We start from the raw sequence: 15,927 nt of genomic DNA, 5'->3' as shown, positions 1-15,927 counted from the left end.
GTCGCGGCGGTGGAGGAGGCCGCCGGGCGGGCGGGCAGCAGCCGCACGGCGGAGGCGTTCCGGACGTGGAACCGGCCGGGCGGCCTCCGCAGGCGGCTCGGCAGCAGGCTCACGGCGCGGGTGCGGCGGTCGTAGGCGGGGCCGCGGCCGTCGCTGACGGGACACGGAAGTCGTGGCCCGTCCGGGGCGACCGGTACCGTGTGGCCTATCGATCTCGTGTGCTCCCGGCGGGCTGCGTGACACCCCCAGGAGGAACAGATGACGACGAACCGCGGACGCAAGGACGTCATCCGGGACCGGATGGCCGCGACCGGCGAGTCGTACAACGTCGCCGCCCGCAATCTGAAGGCCATGAAGGACATGGGCGCCACGCGTGAGGCGGTCCTCACCCAGCGCTGGCACCCCGCCGATTCGCTCGACGTCCCGTGCCCGTGCGGCGGCACGTGCGAGCCCGGCGAGCGGTGCGAGCGCTGCCACGCGCTCCACCGGCACGTGGCCCGCTACCCCGGCAGTGTCACGGACGTGGAGACCTGGGCCGACCGCTACGACTGCATGGGCTGTGCGTCCTCGTACGTCCTGACCGTGGTGCTGCGCGGGCGGCCGTGGGGCGTCGCCGAGACGGTGGTCCGCGGCGGATCCGCGCAGCCGGCCGTGCGGGCCCGGGTGTTCCCGGGTGTCGCCCATCCGCTGCTGCGGCCGGAGAGCGCCGAGGACGGGAACGAGGACTGACGACCGGCACCGGGCCGGGTTCCCGCCCCGGCCGGCCCGGTGTCACCGGACGGCCTGGACGACGGACGCCGCCACCGCGACGGCGAGCACCGAGGCCGTGCCGATCAGGACCCGCACATTGCCGAGGTTGACCGTCCAGCCGATGCCGACCCGTTTGGGCACCAGGACCGCGGGGTCGTCGGCATTGACGTAGAGCGTGCCGGCGGCGCGCCAGAAGCGGTCGTCGTCACGCGGGACGAGTCCGGTGCTCTCCTCGTCCGTGAGCTCCCGCAGCCGGCTGCCGGAGGGCCCGACGCGCAGGACGAGGCAGACGACCACGGCGAGGACCGCGACGAGCGGCACTCCGGTGACGGCCAGGGTCAGGGGCGCGGAGCGGATGTCGCTCCACATCAGGGCGGACAGCCCGAGCAGCATGAGGTTCACCAGGGCGGTGATGCCCATCATGGAGCGGGCCATGGCGGTCAGGTAGCGGCGGTACCGTGCGGCGCCGGCCACGGGGCGGGCCACATCGAGGTCGGCGCGGGCGCGGAGCAGTCCGGCGACGACGGCGGCCATGGTGAGGGTGAGGAGCACCTGGCAGAGCACGAGGCCGAAGGCGGTCCACACACTGGTCGCGTAGGTCTCGTGGACGGTGCCGCCGGCTGAGCGTCGGGGCATGGCGAGGCGGTCGGGCAGTCCGGGGTAGACGATGACGCCCGCGACGACGCTGACGGCGATCACGACGAGCGCGGGGACCGTCCAGTTCCAGGGGAAGCGGACCGGGTCGGTGCGCAGGGAGGTGTCCGTCACGGCGCCCTGCCGGGTCTGTCCGTACCATCCGCCGTCCGCCTTCGCGCGGGCGATGACGCGGTGGGCCCGCGTCCACAGGGCGGCGGCGAGGGCGCAGAGCAGCAGGGAACCCACGGCTCCGGCGGTGAGGGTGCCGAGGGCGGCGCCGAGAGCCGAGGCGAGCACCGTGACCACGGCCGCGGCGACGAGCATCGCGCCGCGGTAGCGGTCGCGTTGCTCCTCGACGGCGGTGGCCCGCGCCTTGTCCGGTGGTACGCGGACGCCGAAGGGAACGGCGGGGGGATTGAGGAGCGGGCTGGGGGCGGCGTACAGGACGGCGCCCAGCACCGCGAGCATGCCGAAATTGAGAGCTGCGTCGAGCAGCAAGGTGTTCACCTGTCCGTTCTTGTCTCTGATCCGGGCCGGGCGGGGCGCCGTGCCGGTCCTGTCGCTGATCCCGGCCGGGCGGGGCGCCGCACCGGCACCCGGCACGGCGGTTCGGGTTCGTGTTCCGCGAACCGTTCTTCGGAGGACCCGGCGCCGCGGCGCCGGTCGCGGCGGCCTCCCGGCCTCGGGTCTCCTCTCCGGCCCTTCGGGTCAGGTCTTGTCGTCCTCCCTCCCGGGGAAGCCGTCCAGAACCGTCGCGACATGGGTCATCACCTCCTCCTTCGCGATCCCGCGGACATCCAGTTCGGCGAGGAGGGTGCGCATGCGCGCCTCCCAGTCGACACCGGCCCGGAGTTCGTCCGAGGGCTGCTTGACGTCCGAGCGGACCGCCGCACCGCTCTTGCGGTTGATGCGGATGATCCCTTCGCGTCGCAGCAGGTCATAGGCCTTGTTGACGGTGTGGAAGTTGATCGCCAGGTCGACGGCCAGCTGCCTGGTGGACGGAAGTCCGGCACCGGGCGCCAACGCCCCTTCCGCGATGGCCTCCACCACCCGGTCCCGGATCTGCTGATAGATCGACACCTCGCTGTCGAGGTCGAGCACTAGATACACGCCCCAACTCTATCTGCTATACATCTAATAGAACAGACGCTCACGGCAGTTCGGCAACGCGGCGACACCGCGCGACTGCCCAGGGGCCCCCGGGCCCCCGACGGAGGGGGAATCCCCATGGCACTGATGAACATCTCCGACACCGGCCTCACCATCGAGTTCAGCGGCCGCGAGCGCATATGGACCCGGCGCGGTTCCCTGACCGTCCCGCTCACCGCGGTCCGCCGGGTGACCGTCGTCGACCACCCGCTGCGCGCCGCCCACGGCGTCCGCAAGGGCCTGCACGCCTCCGGAGTGGCCAAGATCGGCACCTGGGGGCTGATCGTGGGCCCCCGTCAGCTCGTGGCCGCCTACCGGGGCAGGCCGGGACTGCGTGTGGAGCTGGACCGCGCCGCCGCCGGCGGCGACTTCGACGAGCTGGTCCTCTCGCTCGACGACCCGCAGCAGTCGGCCCGGCTCATCGAGCAGCGGGTGGGAAGCAACCGATGAGCGGCCGGCCGCAGGGTCCGCACATCGAAGTCAGCGGACTGACCAAGCGGTTCGGAGCCGTACACGCCGTCGACGACCTGAGCTTCACCGTGCGGCCGGGCGTCGTGACGGGCTTCCTCGGCCCCAACGGCGCGGGCAAGACCACGACGATGCGGATGATCCTCGGCCTGGTGGCTCCCACCGCGGGCACCGCCACCATCGGCGGCAAACGGTACGCGGAGCTGTCCAGGCCCTCCGCCACCGTGGGCGCCGTACTCGACGCCTCCGCGGTCCACCCCGGCCACTCGGCACGGGACCATCTGCACATCTACCGCACCATGGGCGGCCACCCGGCCGCCCGGGTCGACCGCCTGCTGACCCAACTGGGACTGGCACAGGCGGCGGACCGTCGTACCCGCACCTTCTCCACCGGCATGCGGCAACGGCTCGGTCTGGCCACCGCCCTGCTGGGCGACCCGCGGGTGCTGCTGCTGGACGAGCCGGGCAACGGGCTCGACCCGGAGGGCATCGCCTGGCTGCGCGGCCTGCTGCGGGAGCTGGCGGCCGAGGGACGCACGGTGCTGGTGTCCAGCCATGTGCTCAGCGAGGTGCAGCAGATCGTCGACGACGTCGTCGTGATCCGCAGGGGCCGGCTGGTGGCGGCCGGACCGTTGGAGGAGATCGAGCGGTCGTCGCCGAGCACGGTGCTGGTCCGCTCCCCGGACGCGGCGGCGCTGCGCTCCGCGCTGCTGCGCGGCACCGCGCGGGGCGGGGCTGCCGACCGGGTGGACCTCATGCCGGACGGCACGCTGCGCGTGTACGGGATGACGGACTCCGCCGTCGCCGATCTGGCCGCCGCCGAGCGGCTGCGGGTGCACGGGCTGACCGCCGGGACCAGCCTGGAACAGCTGTTCCTCCGGCTGGCGGGAGACGACGGACCGGCCGGTCACGACCGGCTGCCGGTAGGGGCGAACGAGAAGGCGGACCGGCGATGAACGCACTGATCAAGGCGGAGTTCCGGCGGCTGGCCGCCACCCGGCTCTGGCTGTGGGCCCTGCTCGCGGCCGTTGTCCTGGGCGGCGGCATGGTGGGGGTGATGACACTGGTCGGTCCGGAGAACTTCGATCCGCCGGCGCCCGGCCTGGACACCGAGGCCGGTGTCCGCTCCGTCCTCGGCATGCTGAGCTTCACGGTGTTCCTGCCGGCCTCGCTCGGCACCCTGGCGATGACGGGTGAGTACCGGCACCGCACCGCCACGTACACCTTTCTGTACGCCCCGCGACGCTGGCAGGTGCTCACCGCCAAACTCGTCGCGTACGGTGTCGGCGGCCTGCTGTACGGGCTGGTGCTCACGGGCACCGCCGGGGCCGCTTTCTTCGGGGGTGCCGCGGCGCGCGGGGTGACCCCGGGCATGGCCACCGGCGAGGTGCTGGCACTGCTCCTCAGGCCGGCGGCGGCGATGGCGGTGTACACCCTGCTGGGCGTGGCCGCCGGGGCGCTGATCCGGCATCAGGTCGCGGCACTGGCCGTCGTCGTCGGCTATCTGTACGCGGGCGAGTTCCTGCTGATGATGATCCCGGGCGTCAAGCTCCTCTACCCGCTGCTGCCCGGTGGCGCCACGGCGTCCCTGACCGGCTTCAGCTACGTGGCGGACACGATGGCCGCGGAGCTGGCGACCAGCCCGGTGCCGCTGCTCTCCCCCGTCGGCGGCGGACTGCTGCTCGCCGGCTACGCGCTGCTCGCGGCGTCCGTCGCGGTCCTGGTGCCGATGCGCAGGGACGTGCTCTGAGACCGCACGGTGCGGCGGGTGCCCCGGACCGTGTCCGTGACACCCGCCGCACCGGCCGGTCTCAGTCCTCGTCCGGAACCAGGCGCAGCGAGATCGAGTTGATGCAGTACCGCTGGTCCGTCGGGGTCGGATAACCCTCGCCCTCGAAGACATGGCCGAGGTGCGATCCGCAGCGTGCGCAGCGGACCTCGGTGCGGACCATGCCGTGGCTGCGGTCCTGGATCAGTTCGACCGCGTCCGTGTCCTTCGGGTCGTAGAAGGACGGCCAGCCGCAGTGCGACTCGAACTTGGTGTCCGAGCGGAACAGGTCGGCGCCGCAGGCGCGGCAGGAGTAGACGCCCGTGGTCTTCGTGTCGGTGTATTCGCCGACGAAGGCGGGTTCGGTGCCGGCCTGGCGCAGGACCGCGTACTCGGCCGGGGTCAGCTCCGCCCGCCACTGCTCGTCCGGCTTCTCGATGTCGTACGACACGTCGCTCCCTCAGCTCGACAGGTGGTCCAGGATCTGCGGGCCGAGGTCCGTGACGTCGCCCGCTCCCATGGTGAGAACGAGGTCGCCGGGCTTCGCCATTCCCGCGATGGCCCCGGGGACCGCCGCCTTGTCGTGGACGGCGGTGACGTCGGCACCCGCGGCCCTCGCGGCGTCGATGATCAGGTCGCTGGTGATGCCGGGGATCGGGTCCTCGCGGGCCGGGTAGATGTCCAGCACCACGGAGGCGTCGGCCAGCGCGAGGGCCTGGCCCATCTCGGTGCCGAGCTCCTGGGTGCGGGAGAAGAGGTGGGGCTGGAAGACGACCAGCAGGCGGGCGTCGGAGGCGGCGCCGCGCATCGCTTCGAGGTCCGCGGTCATCTCGGTGGGGTGGTGTGCGTACGAGTCGATGACCTGCACCCCCGCCGCCTCGCCCTTGAGCTGGAGGCGGCGCTTGACCCCGGTGTACTTACCGAGGGCCGAGGCCAGGTTGTGGGCCGGGACACCGAGGGCGACCCCGGCGGCGAGGGCCGCGACGGCGTTGAGGGCGTAGTGGCGGCCGGGCACGGAGACCGTGAACGTGAGGTACTTCCCGTTCAGGACGACCGTGACCTCGCTGGTCAGTCCGCGCGGGGTGATCTTGTGGACGCGTACGTCGGCGGCCTCGGACTCGCCGTAGGTGACGACGTTCAGCGAGGGAAGGGCCCGGACCCGCTCCGTCAGCTCGACGGCGCCGGCCTGGTCGGCGGCGATCACCAGGGTGCCGCCGGGGACGATCTTGCCGGCGAACGCCTCGAACGACTCGTAGATCTCGTCCATCGAGGCGTAGTTCGCGTGGTGGTCCAGCTCGACGTTGAGGACGATCGCGACCTCGGGGTCGTACTTCTGGAAGCTGCGGTCGCTCTCGTCCGCCTCGGCGACGAAGATCGCGCCCTCGCCGTGCGCGGCGTTGGTGCCGGGGCCCGCGAGGTCGCCGCCGATGGCGTACGAGGGGTCGACGTTCAGCTCGGTCAGGGCGACGGCCAGCATCGAGGTGGTGGTCGTCTTGCCGTGGGTACCGGCCACCGCGATGGCGCGCAGGCCGCCCATGAGCGAGGCGAGCGCGTCGGAGCGGTGCACGACGGGGACCGACAGCTCGGCGGCGCGCAGCAGCTCCGGGTTGTCGGTGCGGATGGCGCTGGAGACGACCACGCACGAGGCGTCGTCCGCCAGATGTCCGGCGGCGTGCCCGATGTGGACGGTCGCCCCCAGCGCCCGCAGCGCCTCGGCGGTACCCGACTCCTTGGCGTCGCTGCCCGCGACCTTGGCACCGCGCTGGGCGAGGATCTTCGCGATGCCCGACATTCCGGCGCCGCCGATGCCGATGAAGTGCGGCCGTTCCATGGCGGCAGGAATACCGGGTGCCATGCGTGTGTCTCCCAGAGGTCGATGCGAGTACCCGAGTCGGTACGAGGTGCCCGCCCAGCCTATTCGCTGTGCGCGAAGAGCTTGAGCACCGGTACGCCGACCTTGTGACGAGCCCTGGACGCCCAGTCCCGGTGGAAGAACTCCTCGACGTAGTGCGGCGCGGTCAGCACGATGACCTCGTCCGCCTCCGCGTCGTCGACCACGGACTTCAGTTTGTCCAGCGGGTGGTCCTCGATCACCTGTCCGACCGCTTCGGAGCCTGCCTGCCGCAGGGCCTCCAGTGATACTTCGAGCGCCAGTTCGGCGGGCTGTCTGGCGTTCTCGCCCTCCGGTTCCTCACCCTCCCGGGCGGCTTCCTTCAGTTCGCCCATCGCCAGGTCGTCGATCGCCCGCAGCAGCACATCGGCCTGGTCACCGCGCGGCTGCATGAGCACGACGAAGGAGATCTGCTCCTCCCCGTGCAGGGTGGTGACGAACTCGACGTCCTCGGAGGTGAGGGGCTTCTCGATCATCAAAACGCTGGTGAACACCACGGGCGCCCTTCTGCTTCAGTGACCGTCGCCGGCCACTGCTGAAACCATCCTTCCCCGTGCTCGCACGGGGTCTGCGAGAGTAATTGTGCCCGCCGGGGGCTAACCGGAACGACAAATTCCGCCGATTGTCAGATCCGACGGTACCGAGTGAAGAGGAACCCGGCCTCTTCCAGCATCGACGCCAGGGCGAATCGTTCCGGCACGGCCACCGAGGGACCGCCCGCGATCCGCTGCGCGTCTCCGGCGGTCAGCATCGGCGAGAGGGTCAGACAGAGCTCGTCCAGCACCCCGGCCGCCACGAACTGGCCCAGCATCCTGGGGCCGCCCTCGGTCAGCAGCCGCTTGAGCCCGCGGTCCGCCAGCTCCCGTACGGCCCTGGCCGGGTCCACCCGGGAGCCGTCCCCCGCGATCACCACCTCGGCGCCGGCCCGGCGCGCCTCCTCGATCCGGCCCGGCGGGGCTCCGGCGCCGGTCAGTACCAGGGTCGGGACGAGCGGCTCGGTGAACAGCGGCAACGAGAAGTCGAGGTCCAGACTGCCGCTCACCACGGCGATCGCGGGTGCGGGACCCTGCCCGGCCGCGGCCCGGCGGGCGGCGAAGGCCTCACGCGCCCTGGCGGGGCGGTAGCCCTCCAGGCGTACCGTCTCCGCCCCGGCCAGGACCACATCGGCCAGCCCGCGCAGGGTGCCGAAGATCCGCATGTCGCTCTCGCAGGAGATCGGCTGCGAGCGGCCGTCGTGCTGGGCGGCCCCGTCGAGCGTCGAAACCATGTTGGCGCGCAGCCAGGGGCCGTCCTGTTCGGGGTAGGCATAGGCGTCGGCCAGGGCGTCCAGACTCCACTCCCCCTCGTCGTCGGCCGGTGTCAGGTCGGTCACAGGGAAGAGGCGTCGCATGCTCTGCAGTCTGGCACGGCGCTTAAGGTTGAGAGTTGTGTCGTCCTCCACAGCCCTGCCGGGGCAGAGCCCCATAGCCGAAACGGCCCCCCTGTCCCTCTGCGCGCTCCAGCCCCTCGTACCCGCCGACCGGCTGGTCGCCGAGATGGTGCCGCCGCCGCGCTTCGACTCCGTACGTTTCGATACGTATGTCCCGGACCCCAACCAACCGAGCCAGACGGAGGCGGTCAGGGTCCTGAGCGACTTCGCGGCCGGGCTCGGTGGTGCGCACGCCAGCGGTTCGGGTAAAGCCGGAAGATCGCGGAGCGCATCCTTTGAGGGGTGGTGGCGGGCGACGGGCGGGCGGTTCAGCAAGAAGCCCGCGGCTCCCTCGGCGCCCCTCGGGGTCTACCTCGACGGCGGCTACGGCGTCGGCAAGACCCATCTGCTGGCCTCCCTCTGGCACGCCACCCCCGCCGCCCCCTCGCTGAAGGCGTTCGGCACCTTCGTCGAGCTGACGAACCTGGTCGGCGCGCTGGGCTTCCAGCAGACTGTGCAGACGCTGAGCAGGCACCGACTGCTGTGCATCGACGAATTCGAGCTGGACGACCCGGGCGACACCGTGCTGGTGTCGTCGCTGCTGAGCAGGCTGGTCGAGGCGGGGGTCGCACTCGCCGCCACCTCCAACACGCTGCCCGGCAGGCTCGGCGAGGGCCGGTTCGCCGCGGCCGACTTCCTGCGGGAGATCCAGGGGCTGTCCTCGCACTTCCGCCCGTTGCGGATCGACGGCGAGGACTACCGCCACCGCGGGCTGCCCGAGGCCCCCGCGCCGTACTCCGACGAGCAGGTCACCAAGGCCGCGTACGCCACCGAGGGCGCCAGCCTGGACGACTTCCCCTCGCTGCTCGACCATCTCGCCCGGGTCCATCCGAGCCGCTACGGCGCGCTGACGGACGGCCTGCGGGCGGTCTGCCTCACCGAGGTCCAGCCGGTCCCCGACCAGTCGACCGCGCTGCGGCTCGTCGTCCTCGCCGACCGGCTGTACGACCGGGAGGTCCCGGTGCTCGCCTCCGGGCTGCCGTTCGACCGGCTGTTCAGCGAGGAGATGCTGAACGGCGGATACCGGAAGAAGTACTTCCGGGCGATCTCCCGGCTGACGGCACTGGCGCGCGACGCGAAGGGGCTGGTGGCGCAGTAGGTTCGGGGACGTACCACTCCTCGGGGCCCCTGGGCGCCCCAGGACTCCCGTACCGACCGCGCACACCGCTTGAAGGGATCCAGCATGGCTACCACGCGCCAGGCCCACACGGTCTGGGAAGGCAATCTGATCGAGGGCAAGGGTGTCGTCACCCTCGACTCCTCCGGCGTCGGCGAATTCGACGTCTCCTGGCCGTCCCGCGCGGAGAAGGCGAACGGCAAGACCTCTCCCGAGGAGCTCATCGCGGCGGCCCACTCCAGCTGCTTCTCGATGGCGCTGGCCCACGGTCTGGCCTCGGCCGGCACCCCGTCGACCCAGCTGACCACCACGGCCGACGTCACCCTCCAGCCCGGCACCGGCATCACCGGTATCCACCTCACCGTCCAGGGCCAGGTGCCCGGGATCGACGAGGCGGACTTCATCAAGGCCGCCGAGGACGCCAAGGCGAACTGCCCGGTCAGCCAGGCGCTGACCGGCACGACGATCACGCTCTCCGCCTCGCTGGTCTGACCACGGGGGGCCACTCCCGGCCCGGGACGCACCCAGGGTCTTTTCGTTTGGATCACGCCGGGCTCGCGGGGTCCGGCCCAATCCACGCGGGGTCCGGCCTAATCCAAACGAAAGACCCTGGGGCTCAGTGACCCGCGTGGTTCCCGCGCGGCGATACGCGTGGTACACACATGCGGGTCACTTCTCCTGTCCGCCAGCAGGGAGTTGCCCCATGTCATCAGAAACGTCACGACTGACCGCGGAAACGTCACGGCTGAGCGCCACCCGCCGCCAGGTCCTGGCCGGCAGCGGCGCGGCCGTCGCCTCCATCGCCTTCACCGGAGCGTTCTCCGAACTCTTCGCGGGCACCGCGGCCGCCCGGGGACACAGCGGGTACGGCCCGCTGGTGCCCGACCCCGACGGCCTGCTCGACCTCCCGAAGGGCTTCCGCTACCGGGTCCTGTCCCGGGAGGGCGACCAGCTCCGCTCCGGCGAGGGCCCAGTCCCCGGCAACCACGACGGCATGGCCGCCTTCGCGGGCCGTCACGGCCACGTCCGCCTGGTCCGCAACCACGAGAACCGCGTCACCGCGAAGCGCCCGGTCCCGGTCGTCGAGGGCCTCACCTACGACCCGATGGGCAGGGGCGGCTGTACGGCCCTGGAGCTGGACGGCCGCAACAACGTCCTCGGCGAACGCGTCGCCATCGCCGGTACGGCGGTGAACTGCGCGGGTGGCCGCACCCCGTGGAACACCTGGCTGACCTGCGAGGAGACCGAGGACAGAGCCGGCACCAACGGCTACACCAAGGACCACGGCTTCATCTTCGAGGTGGACGGCGCCGATCCGCACCGCACCGGGGCCGTGCCGCTCACCGCGATGGGCCGCTTCCAGCACGAGGCCATCGCGATCGACCCGAAGAACGGGATCGTCTACGAGACGGAGGACGCGTTCGACAAACCGTTCGGGCTCTTCTACCGCTTCCTGCCGAACAAACCGCTGGGCGGTACCGGCTCGCTGCGGGCCGGCGGCCATCTGGAGGCCATGCGCGTGCCGGGCGTCCCGGACCTCTCCGTGGTCCAGGAGACCGGCGCGTGCTTCGAGGGCATCGAGTGGGTTCCGGTACCGGATCCGCTGGCGGCCGAGACGCCGATCCGGTTCCAGGACTTCGGCCCGAAGGGCATCACGCACGCGCAGAAGCTGGAAGGCTGCTACTGGGGAGGTTCCTCGGTCTACTTCGTCTCCAGTTTCGCGCACAGCTCGCAGGGCTCGGCCGCCGACCACTACGGCCAGGTGTGGCGGTACGAGCCGAAGCGGCGCCGCCTCACGCTCGTGATCGTCTTCGGTCCCGGCACGGACGTGCAGCTGCCGGGCGAGTCCCCGGACAACATCTGCCTCGCCGCCGACGGCGGGCTGATGGTGTGCGAGGACGGCGACGGCGCGCAGCATGTGTTCGGCCTGACGCGGGGCGGCGAGGTCTACGCGATGGCGCGGGGCCGGCAGAACATCGGGACGCCGGAGAAGCCCGAGTGGGGCGAGTTCGCCGGGGTCACGTTCTCTCCGGACGGCGGCACGATGTACGTCAACTGCTACACACCGGGGACGACGTTCGCGGTGACGGGGCCGTGGCGCTGACGCACTGACCCACTGAGGCACCGGGGGGCGGGCAGTCGATGTCCGCCCCCTGTGCGCTGCCCGAACGACCGACGCCCCGGCGGACATTGGGCACAGAAGCTGCGGCGGGAATCCGCGCATGGAGATAGGCTCCCGCCTGGTTCCGCGCGCCTCCGCGGCACCCGCGCGCACCGGCCGGGAAGGAAACACACCTCGTCCTCGGCGGTGCACCGCATGCTTTCTGCAGCCTCGCAACCAACCCCCGATGGGACGTGAACAATGAGGCACGAAACCGCACGGCACGACATCACCGTCGTCGGCGGCGGACTCGCCGGTGTCTGCGCGGCGATAGCCGCCGCCCGGCTGGGCCGTACCGTGGCGCTCATCAACAACCGGCCGGTTCTCGGCGGGAATTCGAGCAGCGAAGTCCGGGTCTGGGTCGTCGGCGCCACCGCCCACGGCAACAACCACAACGCCCGTGAGGGCGGCATCATGGGCGAACTGTTCGTCGAGAACCAGTTCCGCAACCCGGACGGGAATCCGTACTACTGGGACATGGTCGTGCTGGACGCGGTCCGGGCCGAGCCAGGGATCACGCTCTACCTCAACACCGATGTCCGGGAAGTGGACGCGGAGGGGCCCGAGGACGCCCGGCACATCACCGCCGTCACCGGGTGGATGATGGGCTCCGAGCGGCTCATCCGCTTCGAGAGCGAGCTGTTCCTGGACTGTTCGGGAGACGGTCTGGTCGGTGCTCTGGCGGGGGCCCGGCACCGCATCGGCCGGGAGGCGCGGGCGGAGTACCTCGAACCGTGGGCGCCGAAGGAGGCCGACCGCATCACGCTGGGATCGACCCTGCTCTTCTACACCAAGGACGCCGGGCACCCGGTCAAGTACGTGCCCCCGTCCTTCGCCAAGAACATCGCCGAGACCTCGATTCCGCAGCGTCGCATCATCAAGTCCGGTGACAACGGCTGCGCGTACTGGTGGATCGAGTTCGGCGGCGAGCTGGACACGGTCCATGACAACGATGCCATCCGTGATGAGCTGTGGGCGGTCATCCACGGCATCTGGGACCACATCAAGAACTCGGGTGAGTTCGATGCCGCCAACATGACGCTGGAGTGGGTGGGTTCGGTGCCCGGGAAGCGCGAGTACCGGCGCTTCCTCGGCGACCATGTGCTCCACCAGGGCGACGTCCTCGGGCAGACCGAATTCGCCGACCGGGTCGCGTTCGGCGGCTGGTCCATCGATCTGCATCCGCCGCAGGGCATGTACGCCGACGGGGACGGCGCCAAGCAGCGCTACGCGGACGGGATCTACCACATCCCCTACCGGAGCCTGTACTCGGTGAACACGACGAACCTGCTCTTCGCCGGGCGCAACATCTCCGCCAGTCATGTCGCCTTCGGCTCGACCCGGGTCATGGCGACCTGCGCGACGATCGGCCAGGCCGCGGGCACCGTCGCCGCGCTGTGTGCCGCCCAGGGGGTCACCCCGCGCGCACTCGACGTGCCCGAACTCCAGCGCACCCTGCTGCGGGAGGACGCCTCCGTCATCGGTCTGGCCTCGGCCGACCCGGACGACCTGGCGCTGCGCGCCACCGTCACGGCCTCGTCCAGCCTGACGGATCTCGGTGCCGGGGCACCTCTGGAGCGCCGGCCGCTGACGGCCGACGCCGGGCTCGTGATCCCCGTCGACCCCGAGCTGACCGGCCTCGAACTGCTCGTCGACGCCGAGCGGGACACGGAACTGGTCGTCGAGCTCCATGACCCGGAACTCGGACAGAACTACGTCCCCCGCCGCCTCGTCGCCTCCGCCACCGTCCCGGTCGCCGCCGGATCGAAGCAGTGGATCGGGACGGGCCTGACGTGGTCGCCCGGGAGCGCCCGCAACGCCTTCGTCGTCGTACGGGCCAATGAGGACCTCGCCCTGTACAGCACCGACGGGCCGGCCCCGGGCGTGCTCGGATTCACCCATGTCCCGCTGCGCCCGGAGCAGGAGTCGCCGCAGCGACTGCGCGAGTGGACCGACTCCGGCCTGCTGCGCCGCGCCTACTGCTTCCGGGCGGGTGGGACCGCCGCGTACGCCCCCGCCAAGGCCGTGGACGGCTACGCCCGCCCGTACGCCGGTCCGCACATGTGGGTCTCCGAGCCCCTTCAGGAGGGCGTCGGAGCCTGGCTGGAGCTGGCCTGGCCGCAGCCGGTGACGCTCAGCCGGATCGATGTCCTCGCCGACGACGACGTCAACGAGGACCTGATCAACCTGCATCACCACCGGACCCCGTTCGAGACTCTGCCCACCCTGCTGCGGGACTACCGCATCGAGGCGCGCGACGCGGGCGGCACCTGGCGGACCGTCTCCCGCACGACGGACAACCGGCGGCGCCGCCAGGTGCACACGCTGGACGAGCCGGTGACATCGACGGCGCTGAGGATCGTCGTCGAGGCGACCAACGGAGCCCCTTCGGCGCACGTCGTCGCCGTTCGCGCCTACGCGTAGCGGCGGACCGGCCGGGCGGTGCCGCGGCATCGATTCGCCCGGGCCGACTCGACGGCCCGGGTGAATCCAGGCGCGACTTCGACGACGGGAAGCGCCATATCCAATCATTAGTCAGATAAGCAGCTATTTTCCGCTGGTGACCCATTCCGCGCGGAAACCGACGGCCCTGGCTGTTCTCGGTGTGGTGCTCGGCAGCCTCACCGGCTGTGGGGGCCCCGGCCGCACGCCTGCCGACGTCCCCCCGGCCACCGGGCGTCCATCCGTCGTGGCCCACGCTCCGTCGTCCGCGACGGAGCAGCCGCAGCCCACCATGTCGCCGGGCCCCGGCGCGATGACGCCGGTCTTCACGCACGGGGCGCGGGGCGGCGAGAAGGTGGTGGCGCTGACCTTCGACGCCGACATGACGGCCGACGAGGGGCCGCGCGCGGCGGCCGGCGAACATTTCGACAATCCCGGACTGATCGCGCTGCTGCGCCGGTTGGAGGTGCCCGCGACGGTGTTCATGACGGGGCGGTGGGCCGACGAGTACCCGGCGCAGGCCAGGTCCATCGGCGCCGACCCGCTCTTCGAGGTCGCCAACCACTCGTACAGCCACTACGCCTTCAAGTCCCCCTGCTACGGACTGCCGGCCGTGGCGGAGGACGGCATGCGCGCCGAGGTGGCGCGGGCCTTCGCCTCGCTCCGGAAGGCCCGCGTGCGCAATACCGTGCCGTACTTCCGCTTCCCCGGCGGCTGCTACGACGAGGCGTCGCTGCGCGCGCTCGCACCCGAGAAGGTGACGGCGGTGCAGTGGGACGTCGTCAGCGGCGACGCCTTCGCGACGGACGCGGACGCGGTGGCCGAGCAGGTGCTGGACGGGGTGCAACCGGGCTCACTGGTCGTCATGCACTGCACCCGCAGCGCGGCACCGGTCACCGACGAAGCGGTACGCCGGGTGGTCCCGGAGCTGCGCAGGCGCGGGTACCGCTTCGTGAAGGTCTCCGACCTGATGCGAACGGCACCCTGAGCCACGGCCCTCAGCCCGAGCACGCCGTGCGCTGGGCCTCCTGCCACTCGCAGACCGGGCAGAGGGTGATGCCCTTGACCGACTCCGGGTACTCGGTCGGCTTCCGGCAGAGCACGCACTCGGCGTACGGAGGCCCGGCGGCGGCCTCCGTACCGGTGGCTGCGGGGGTCACGGCAGATGAACCGCAGTACGTCTCTTCCCCGCGCTGATCCATGCGCTCGTCCATGCGTACGAGCCTGCTCAGCCACGCCGGGAGGACAGTTTGCAGGCGAGCGCGGCCGCCGCGGCGGCGAGCACGGCGGCAGCGAGGAACGGCAGGACGGGCACCTGCACCGTGCCCGTCCGCGACCCGGTGACCAGACCCGTCACGGCGGTGTTCGCGGGCGAGCCGCCGGTCACGAGGGCCAGCAGCGCGCCGAGCACGGTGGCGGCGACGGACCAGCCGCGCCGGTGCAGCAGCGGCCGGGTGCACAGCGCGCCGACCACCGCCCCCAGCAGCACACAGCAGGCGACGGCGAGCAGTCCGGCGATCCCGGCGGGCAGCAGCGGCACCCGGACCGCGTTGTCGGCACTGGCCGGCTTGCTGATCAGCAGCACGATCAGGGCGGCGGCCACGCCCAGCAGCCCGGCACAGCCGAGCGCGGCGAGCAGCGATGCCAGATGCGCCCTCGGCGAGCCCACCGCCGCGGCGGTGACGGTCCGGGCGGCGGGCGGTTCCTGGTTGACGCAGAGCTGCACGAGCCAGGCGGTGACGGGCAGCAGCCCGGCGGCGGCGTAGCCGAGCGAGTCGAGGACGGGCTGTCCCCACTGCACGCCGATGCCGACGAAGGCCGCGTACAGCAGGACCGGGGCGAGCCAGCGCTGGGAGCGGACCAGCAGGGCGGTCTGGTAGCGGAGGAGGGCGGTCATGGTGCCTCGGGAGTCGAGCGGTCATGGGGGCCCGTGGCGGCCCCGTGGGCCGGGGTCCGGTCGGCCCCCGGGCTCTCCGCGGGGCCGGGCGCGGCGGCCAGGCTCCGGATGTGCCAGGGCGGGCCGGCGGTGAGCAGGGCGCGCAGCAGCGCGTCGGAGTGCGCGGGCGCGACGGTGAGC

The 15,927-nt window shown here is 71.8% G+C and carries 17 protein-coding genes and 1 pseudogene; 9 read left to right on the top strand and 9 right to left on the bottom strand.

The window, feature by feature from the left end; genetic code table 11:
* Positions 1-258: 258 nt before the first annotated feature.
* Positions 259-729: a hypothetical protein gene (locus ABZY11_RS35310; protein ID WP_356483088.1), complete on the top strand. Its 471-nt coding sequence runs from the start codon at positions 259-261 to the stop codon at positions 727-729.
* Between the two features lie 42 nt (positions 730-771).
* On the opposite strand, the gene ABZY11_RS35305 is transcribed toward ABZY11_RS35310, so the two are convergent.
* Positions 772-1,893: a DUF5808 domain-containing protein gene (locus ABZY11_RS35305; protein ID WP_356483087.1), complete on the bottom strand. Its 1,122-nt coding sequence runs from the start codon at positions 1,891-1,893 to the stop codon at positions 772-774.
* Between the two features lie 201 nt (positions 1,894-2,094).
* Complete coding sequence (locus tag ABZY11_RS35300; RefSeq protein ID WP_356483086.1) at positions 2,095-2,496, bottom strand: GntR family transcriptional regulator; 402 nt, start codon at positions 2,494-2,496, stop codon at positions 2,095-2,097.
* 117 nt (positions 2,497-2,613) lie between these two features.
* Between ABZY11_RS35300 and ABZY11_RS35295 the strand changes: the two genes are divergently transcribed.
* From ABZY11_RS35295 to ABZY11_RS35285, 3 genes are read left to right on the top strand one after another with little or no spacing between them, the layout of a single operon-like run.
* On the top strand, positions 2,614-2,985 hold the full coding sequence (locus ABZY11_RS35295; RefSeq protein ID WP_356483085.1) for a hypothetical protein: 372 nt from the start codon (positions 2,614-2,616) through the stop codon (positions 2,983-2,985).
* On the top strand, positions 2,982-3,959 hold the full coding sequence (locus tag ABZY11_RS35290; protein ID WP_356483084.1) for an ATP-binding cassette domain-containing protein: 978 nt from the start codon (positions 2,982-2,984) through the stop codon (positions 3,957-3,959). The genes ABZY11_RS35295 and ABZY11_RS35290 overlap by 4 nt, the downstream gene beginning before the upstream one ends.
* The gene (locus tag ABZY11_RS35285; protein ID WP_356483083.1) at positions 3,956-4,753 is read left to right on the top strand and encodes an ABC transporter permease; all 798 of its coding nucleotides are present in this window, start codon (positions 3,956-3,958) and stop codon (positions 4,751-4,753) included. Before ABZY11_RS35290 ends, ABZY11_RS35285 begins: the two co-directional genes overlap by 4 nt.
* Before the next feature lie 61 nt (positions 4,754-4,814).
* Here ABZY11_RS35285 and msrB read toward each other — a convergent pair whose 3' ends face one another.
* The 4 genes from msrB to ABZY11_RS35265 all read right to left on the bottom strand — a co-directional run bounded on the left by msrB (position 4,815) and on the right by ABZY11_RS35265 (position 8,052).
* Complete coding sequence (gene msrB, locus ABZY11_RS35280) at positions 4,815-5,222, bottom strand: peptide-methionine (R)-S-oxide reductase MsrB (RefSeq protein WP_329865541.1); 408 nt, start codon at positions 5,220-5,222, stop codon at positions 4,815-4,817.
* 9 nt (positions 5,223-5,231) lie between these two features.
* Positions 5,232-6,626 carry a UDP-N-acetylmuramate--L-alanine ligase gene (gene murC / locus ABZY11_RS35275; RefSeq protein WP_356483082.1) on the bottom strand — a complete coding sequence of 465 codons (1,395 nt, stop codon included), beginning with the start codon at positions 6,624-6,626 and terminating at the stop codon, positions 5,232-5,234.
* Between the two features lie 59 nt (positions 6,627-6,685).
* Positions 6,686-7,138 (bottom strand): indole-3-glycerol phosphate synthase, encoded by a 453-nt coding sequence (locus ABZY11_RS35270; RefSeq protein ID WP_356483089.1) that lies wholly within the window; start codon positions 7,136-7,138, stop codon positions 6,686-6,688.
* Between the two features lie 149 nt (positions 7,139-7,287).
* Entirely contained in the window at positions 7,288-8,052 is a 765-nt protein-coding gene (locus tag ABZY11_RS35265) for a pyrimidine reductase family protein (RefSeq protein ID WP_356483081.1), read from the bottom strand.
* Positions 8,053-8,089: 37 nt separating this feature from the next.
* Between ABZY11_RS35265 and zapE the strand changes: the two genes are divergently transcribed.
* The 5 genes from zapE to ABZY11_RS35240 all read left to right on the top strand — a co-directional run bounded on the left by zapE (position 8,090) and on the right by ABZY11_RS35240 (position 14,838).
* Positions 8,090-9,229 carry a cell division protein ZapE gene (gene zapE / locus ABZY11_RS35260; protein WP_356483080.1) on the top strand — a complete coding sequence of 380 codons (1,140 nt, stop codon included), beginning with the start codon at positions 8,090-8,092 and terminating at the stop codon, positions 9,227-9,229.
* Between the two features lie 84 nt (positions 9,230-9,313).
* The gene (locus ABZY11_RS35255) at positions 9,314-9,739 is read left to right on the top strand and encodes an OsmC family protein (RefSeq protein ID WP_356483079.1); all 426 of its coding nucleotides are present in this window, start codon (positions 9,314-9,316) and stop codon (positions 9,737-9,739) included.
* 211 nt (positions 9,740-9,950) lie between these two features.
* Complete coding sequence (locus tag ABZY11_RS35250; protein WP_356483078.1) at positions 9,951-11,351, top strand: alkaline phosphatase PhoX; 1,401 nt, start codon at positions 9,951-9,953, stop codon at positions 11,349-11,351.
* A gap of 258 nt (positions 11,352-11,609) precedes the next feature.
* A complete protein-coding gene (locus tag ABZY11_RS35245; protein WP_356483077.1) occupies positions 11,610-13,832 on the top strand; it encodes an FAD-dependent oxidoreductase in 2,223 nt (740 codons plus the stop codon).
* Positions 13,833-13,968: 136 nt separating this feature from the next.
* On the top strand, positions 13,969-14,838 hold the full coding sequence (locus tag ABZY11_RS35240; RefSeq protein ID WP_356483076.1) for a polysaccharide deacetylase family protein: 870 nt from the start codon (positions 13,969-13,971) through the stop codon (positions 14,836-14,838).
* 10 nt (positions 14,839-14,848) lie between these two features.
* On the opposite strand, the gene ABZY11_RS35235 is transcribed toward ABZY11_RS35240, so the two are convergent.
* From ABZY11_RS35235 to ABZY11_RS35225, 3 genes and pseudogenes are all read right to left on the bottom strand, one after another.
* Positions 14,849-15,064 carry a hypothetical protein gene (locus ABZY11_RS35235; protein ID WP_356483075.1) on the bottom strand — a complete coding sequence of 72 codons (216 nt, stop codon included), beginning with the start codon at positions 15,062-15,064 and terminating at the stop codon, positions 14,849-14,851.
* A gap of 14 nt (positions 15,065-15,078) precedes the next feature.
* The gene (locus tag ABZY11_RS35230) at positions 15,079-15,747 is read right to left on the bottom strand and encodes an ABC transporter (RefSeq protein ID WP_356483074.1); all 669 of its coding nucleotides are present in this window, start codon (positions 15,745-15,747) and stop codon (positions 15,079-15,081) included.
* Positions 15,744-15,927: pseudogene (locus ABZY11_RS35225) on the bottom strand (ABC transporter ATP-binding protein); the annotation flags it as partial. The gene ABZY11_RS35230 and the pseudogene ABZY11_RS35225, both read right to left, overlap by 4 nt.

The sequence above is a fragment of the Streptomyces sp. NPDC006510 genome (assembly GCF_040611955.1).
Classification (GTDB): domain Bacteria; phylum Actinomycetota; class Actinomycetes; order Streptomycetales; family Streptomycetaceae; genus Streptomyces.
Note: the sequence above shows the minus strand (reverse complement) of the source record. Positions and strands in the feature narration are given on the sequence as shown.

Bases quoted from the DNA above. Each gene is read 5' to 3' on its own strand.
- ABZY11_RS35310 (WP_356483088.1), top strand. From the start codon at position 259: ATGACGACGAACCGCGGACGCAAGGACGTCATCCGGGACCGGATGGCC.
- ABZY11_RS35295 (WP_356483085.1), top strand. From the start codon at position 2,614: ATGGCACTGATGAACATCTCCGACACCGGCCTCACCATCGAGTTCAGC.
- ABZY11_RS35290 (WP_356483084.1), top strand. From the start codon at position 2,982: ATGAGCGGCCGGCCGCAGGGTCCGCACATCGAAGTCAGCGGACTGACC.
- ABZY11_RS35285 (WP_356483083.1), top strand. From the start codon at position 3,956: ATGAACGCACTGATCAAGGCGGAGTTCCGGCGGCTGGCCGCCACCCGG.
- murC (WP_356483082.1), bottom strand. From the start codon at position 6,626: ATGGCACCCGGTATTCCTGCCGCCATGGAACGGCCGCACTTCATCGGC.
- ABZY11_RS35270 (WP_356483089.1), bottom strand. From the start codon at position 7,138: ATGATCGAGAAGCCCCTCACCTCCGAGGACGTCGAGTTCGTCACCACC.
- ABZY11_RS35265 (WP_356483081.1), bottom strand. From the start codon at position 8,052: ATGCGACGCCTCTTCCCTGTGACCGACCTGACACCGGCCGACGACGAG.
- ABZY11_RS35255 (WP_356483079.1), top strand. From the start codon at position 9,314: ATGGCTACCACGCGCCAGGCCCACACGGTCTGGGAAGGCAATCTGATC.
- ABZY11_RS35250 (WP_356483078.1), top strand. From the start codon at position 9,951: ATGTCATCAGAAACGTCACGACTGACCGCGGAAACGTCACGGCTGAGC.
- ABZY11_RS35245 (WP_356483077.1), top strand. From the start codon at position 11,610: ATGAGGCACGAAACCGCACGGCACGACATCACCGTCGTCGGCGGCGGA.
- ABZY11_RS35235 (WP_356483075.1), bottom strand. From the start codon at position 15,064: ATGGACGAGCGCATGGATCAGCGCGGGGAAGAGACGTACTGCGGTTCA.
- ABZY11_RS35230 (WP_356483074.1), bottom strand. From the start codon at position 15,747: ATGACCGCCCTCCTCCGCTACCAGACCGCCCTGCTGGTCCGCTCCCAG.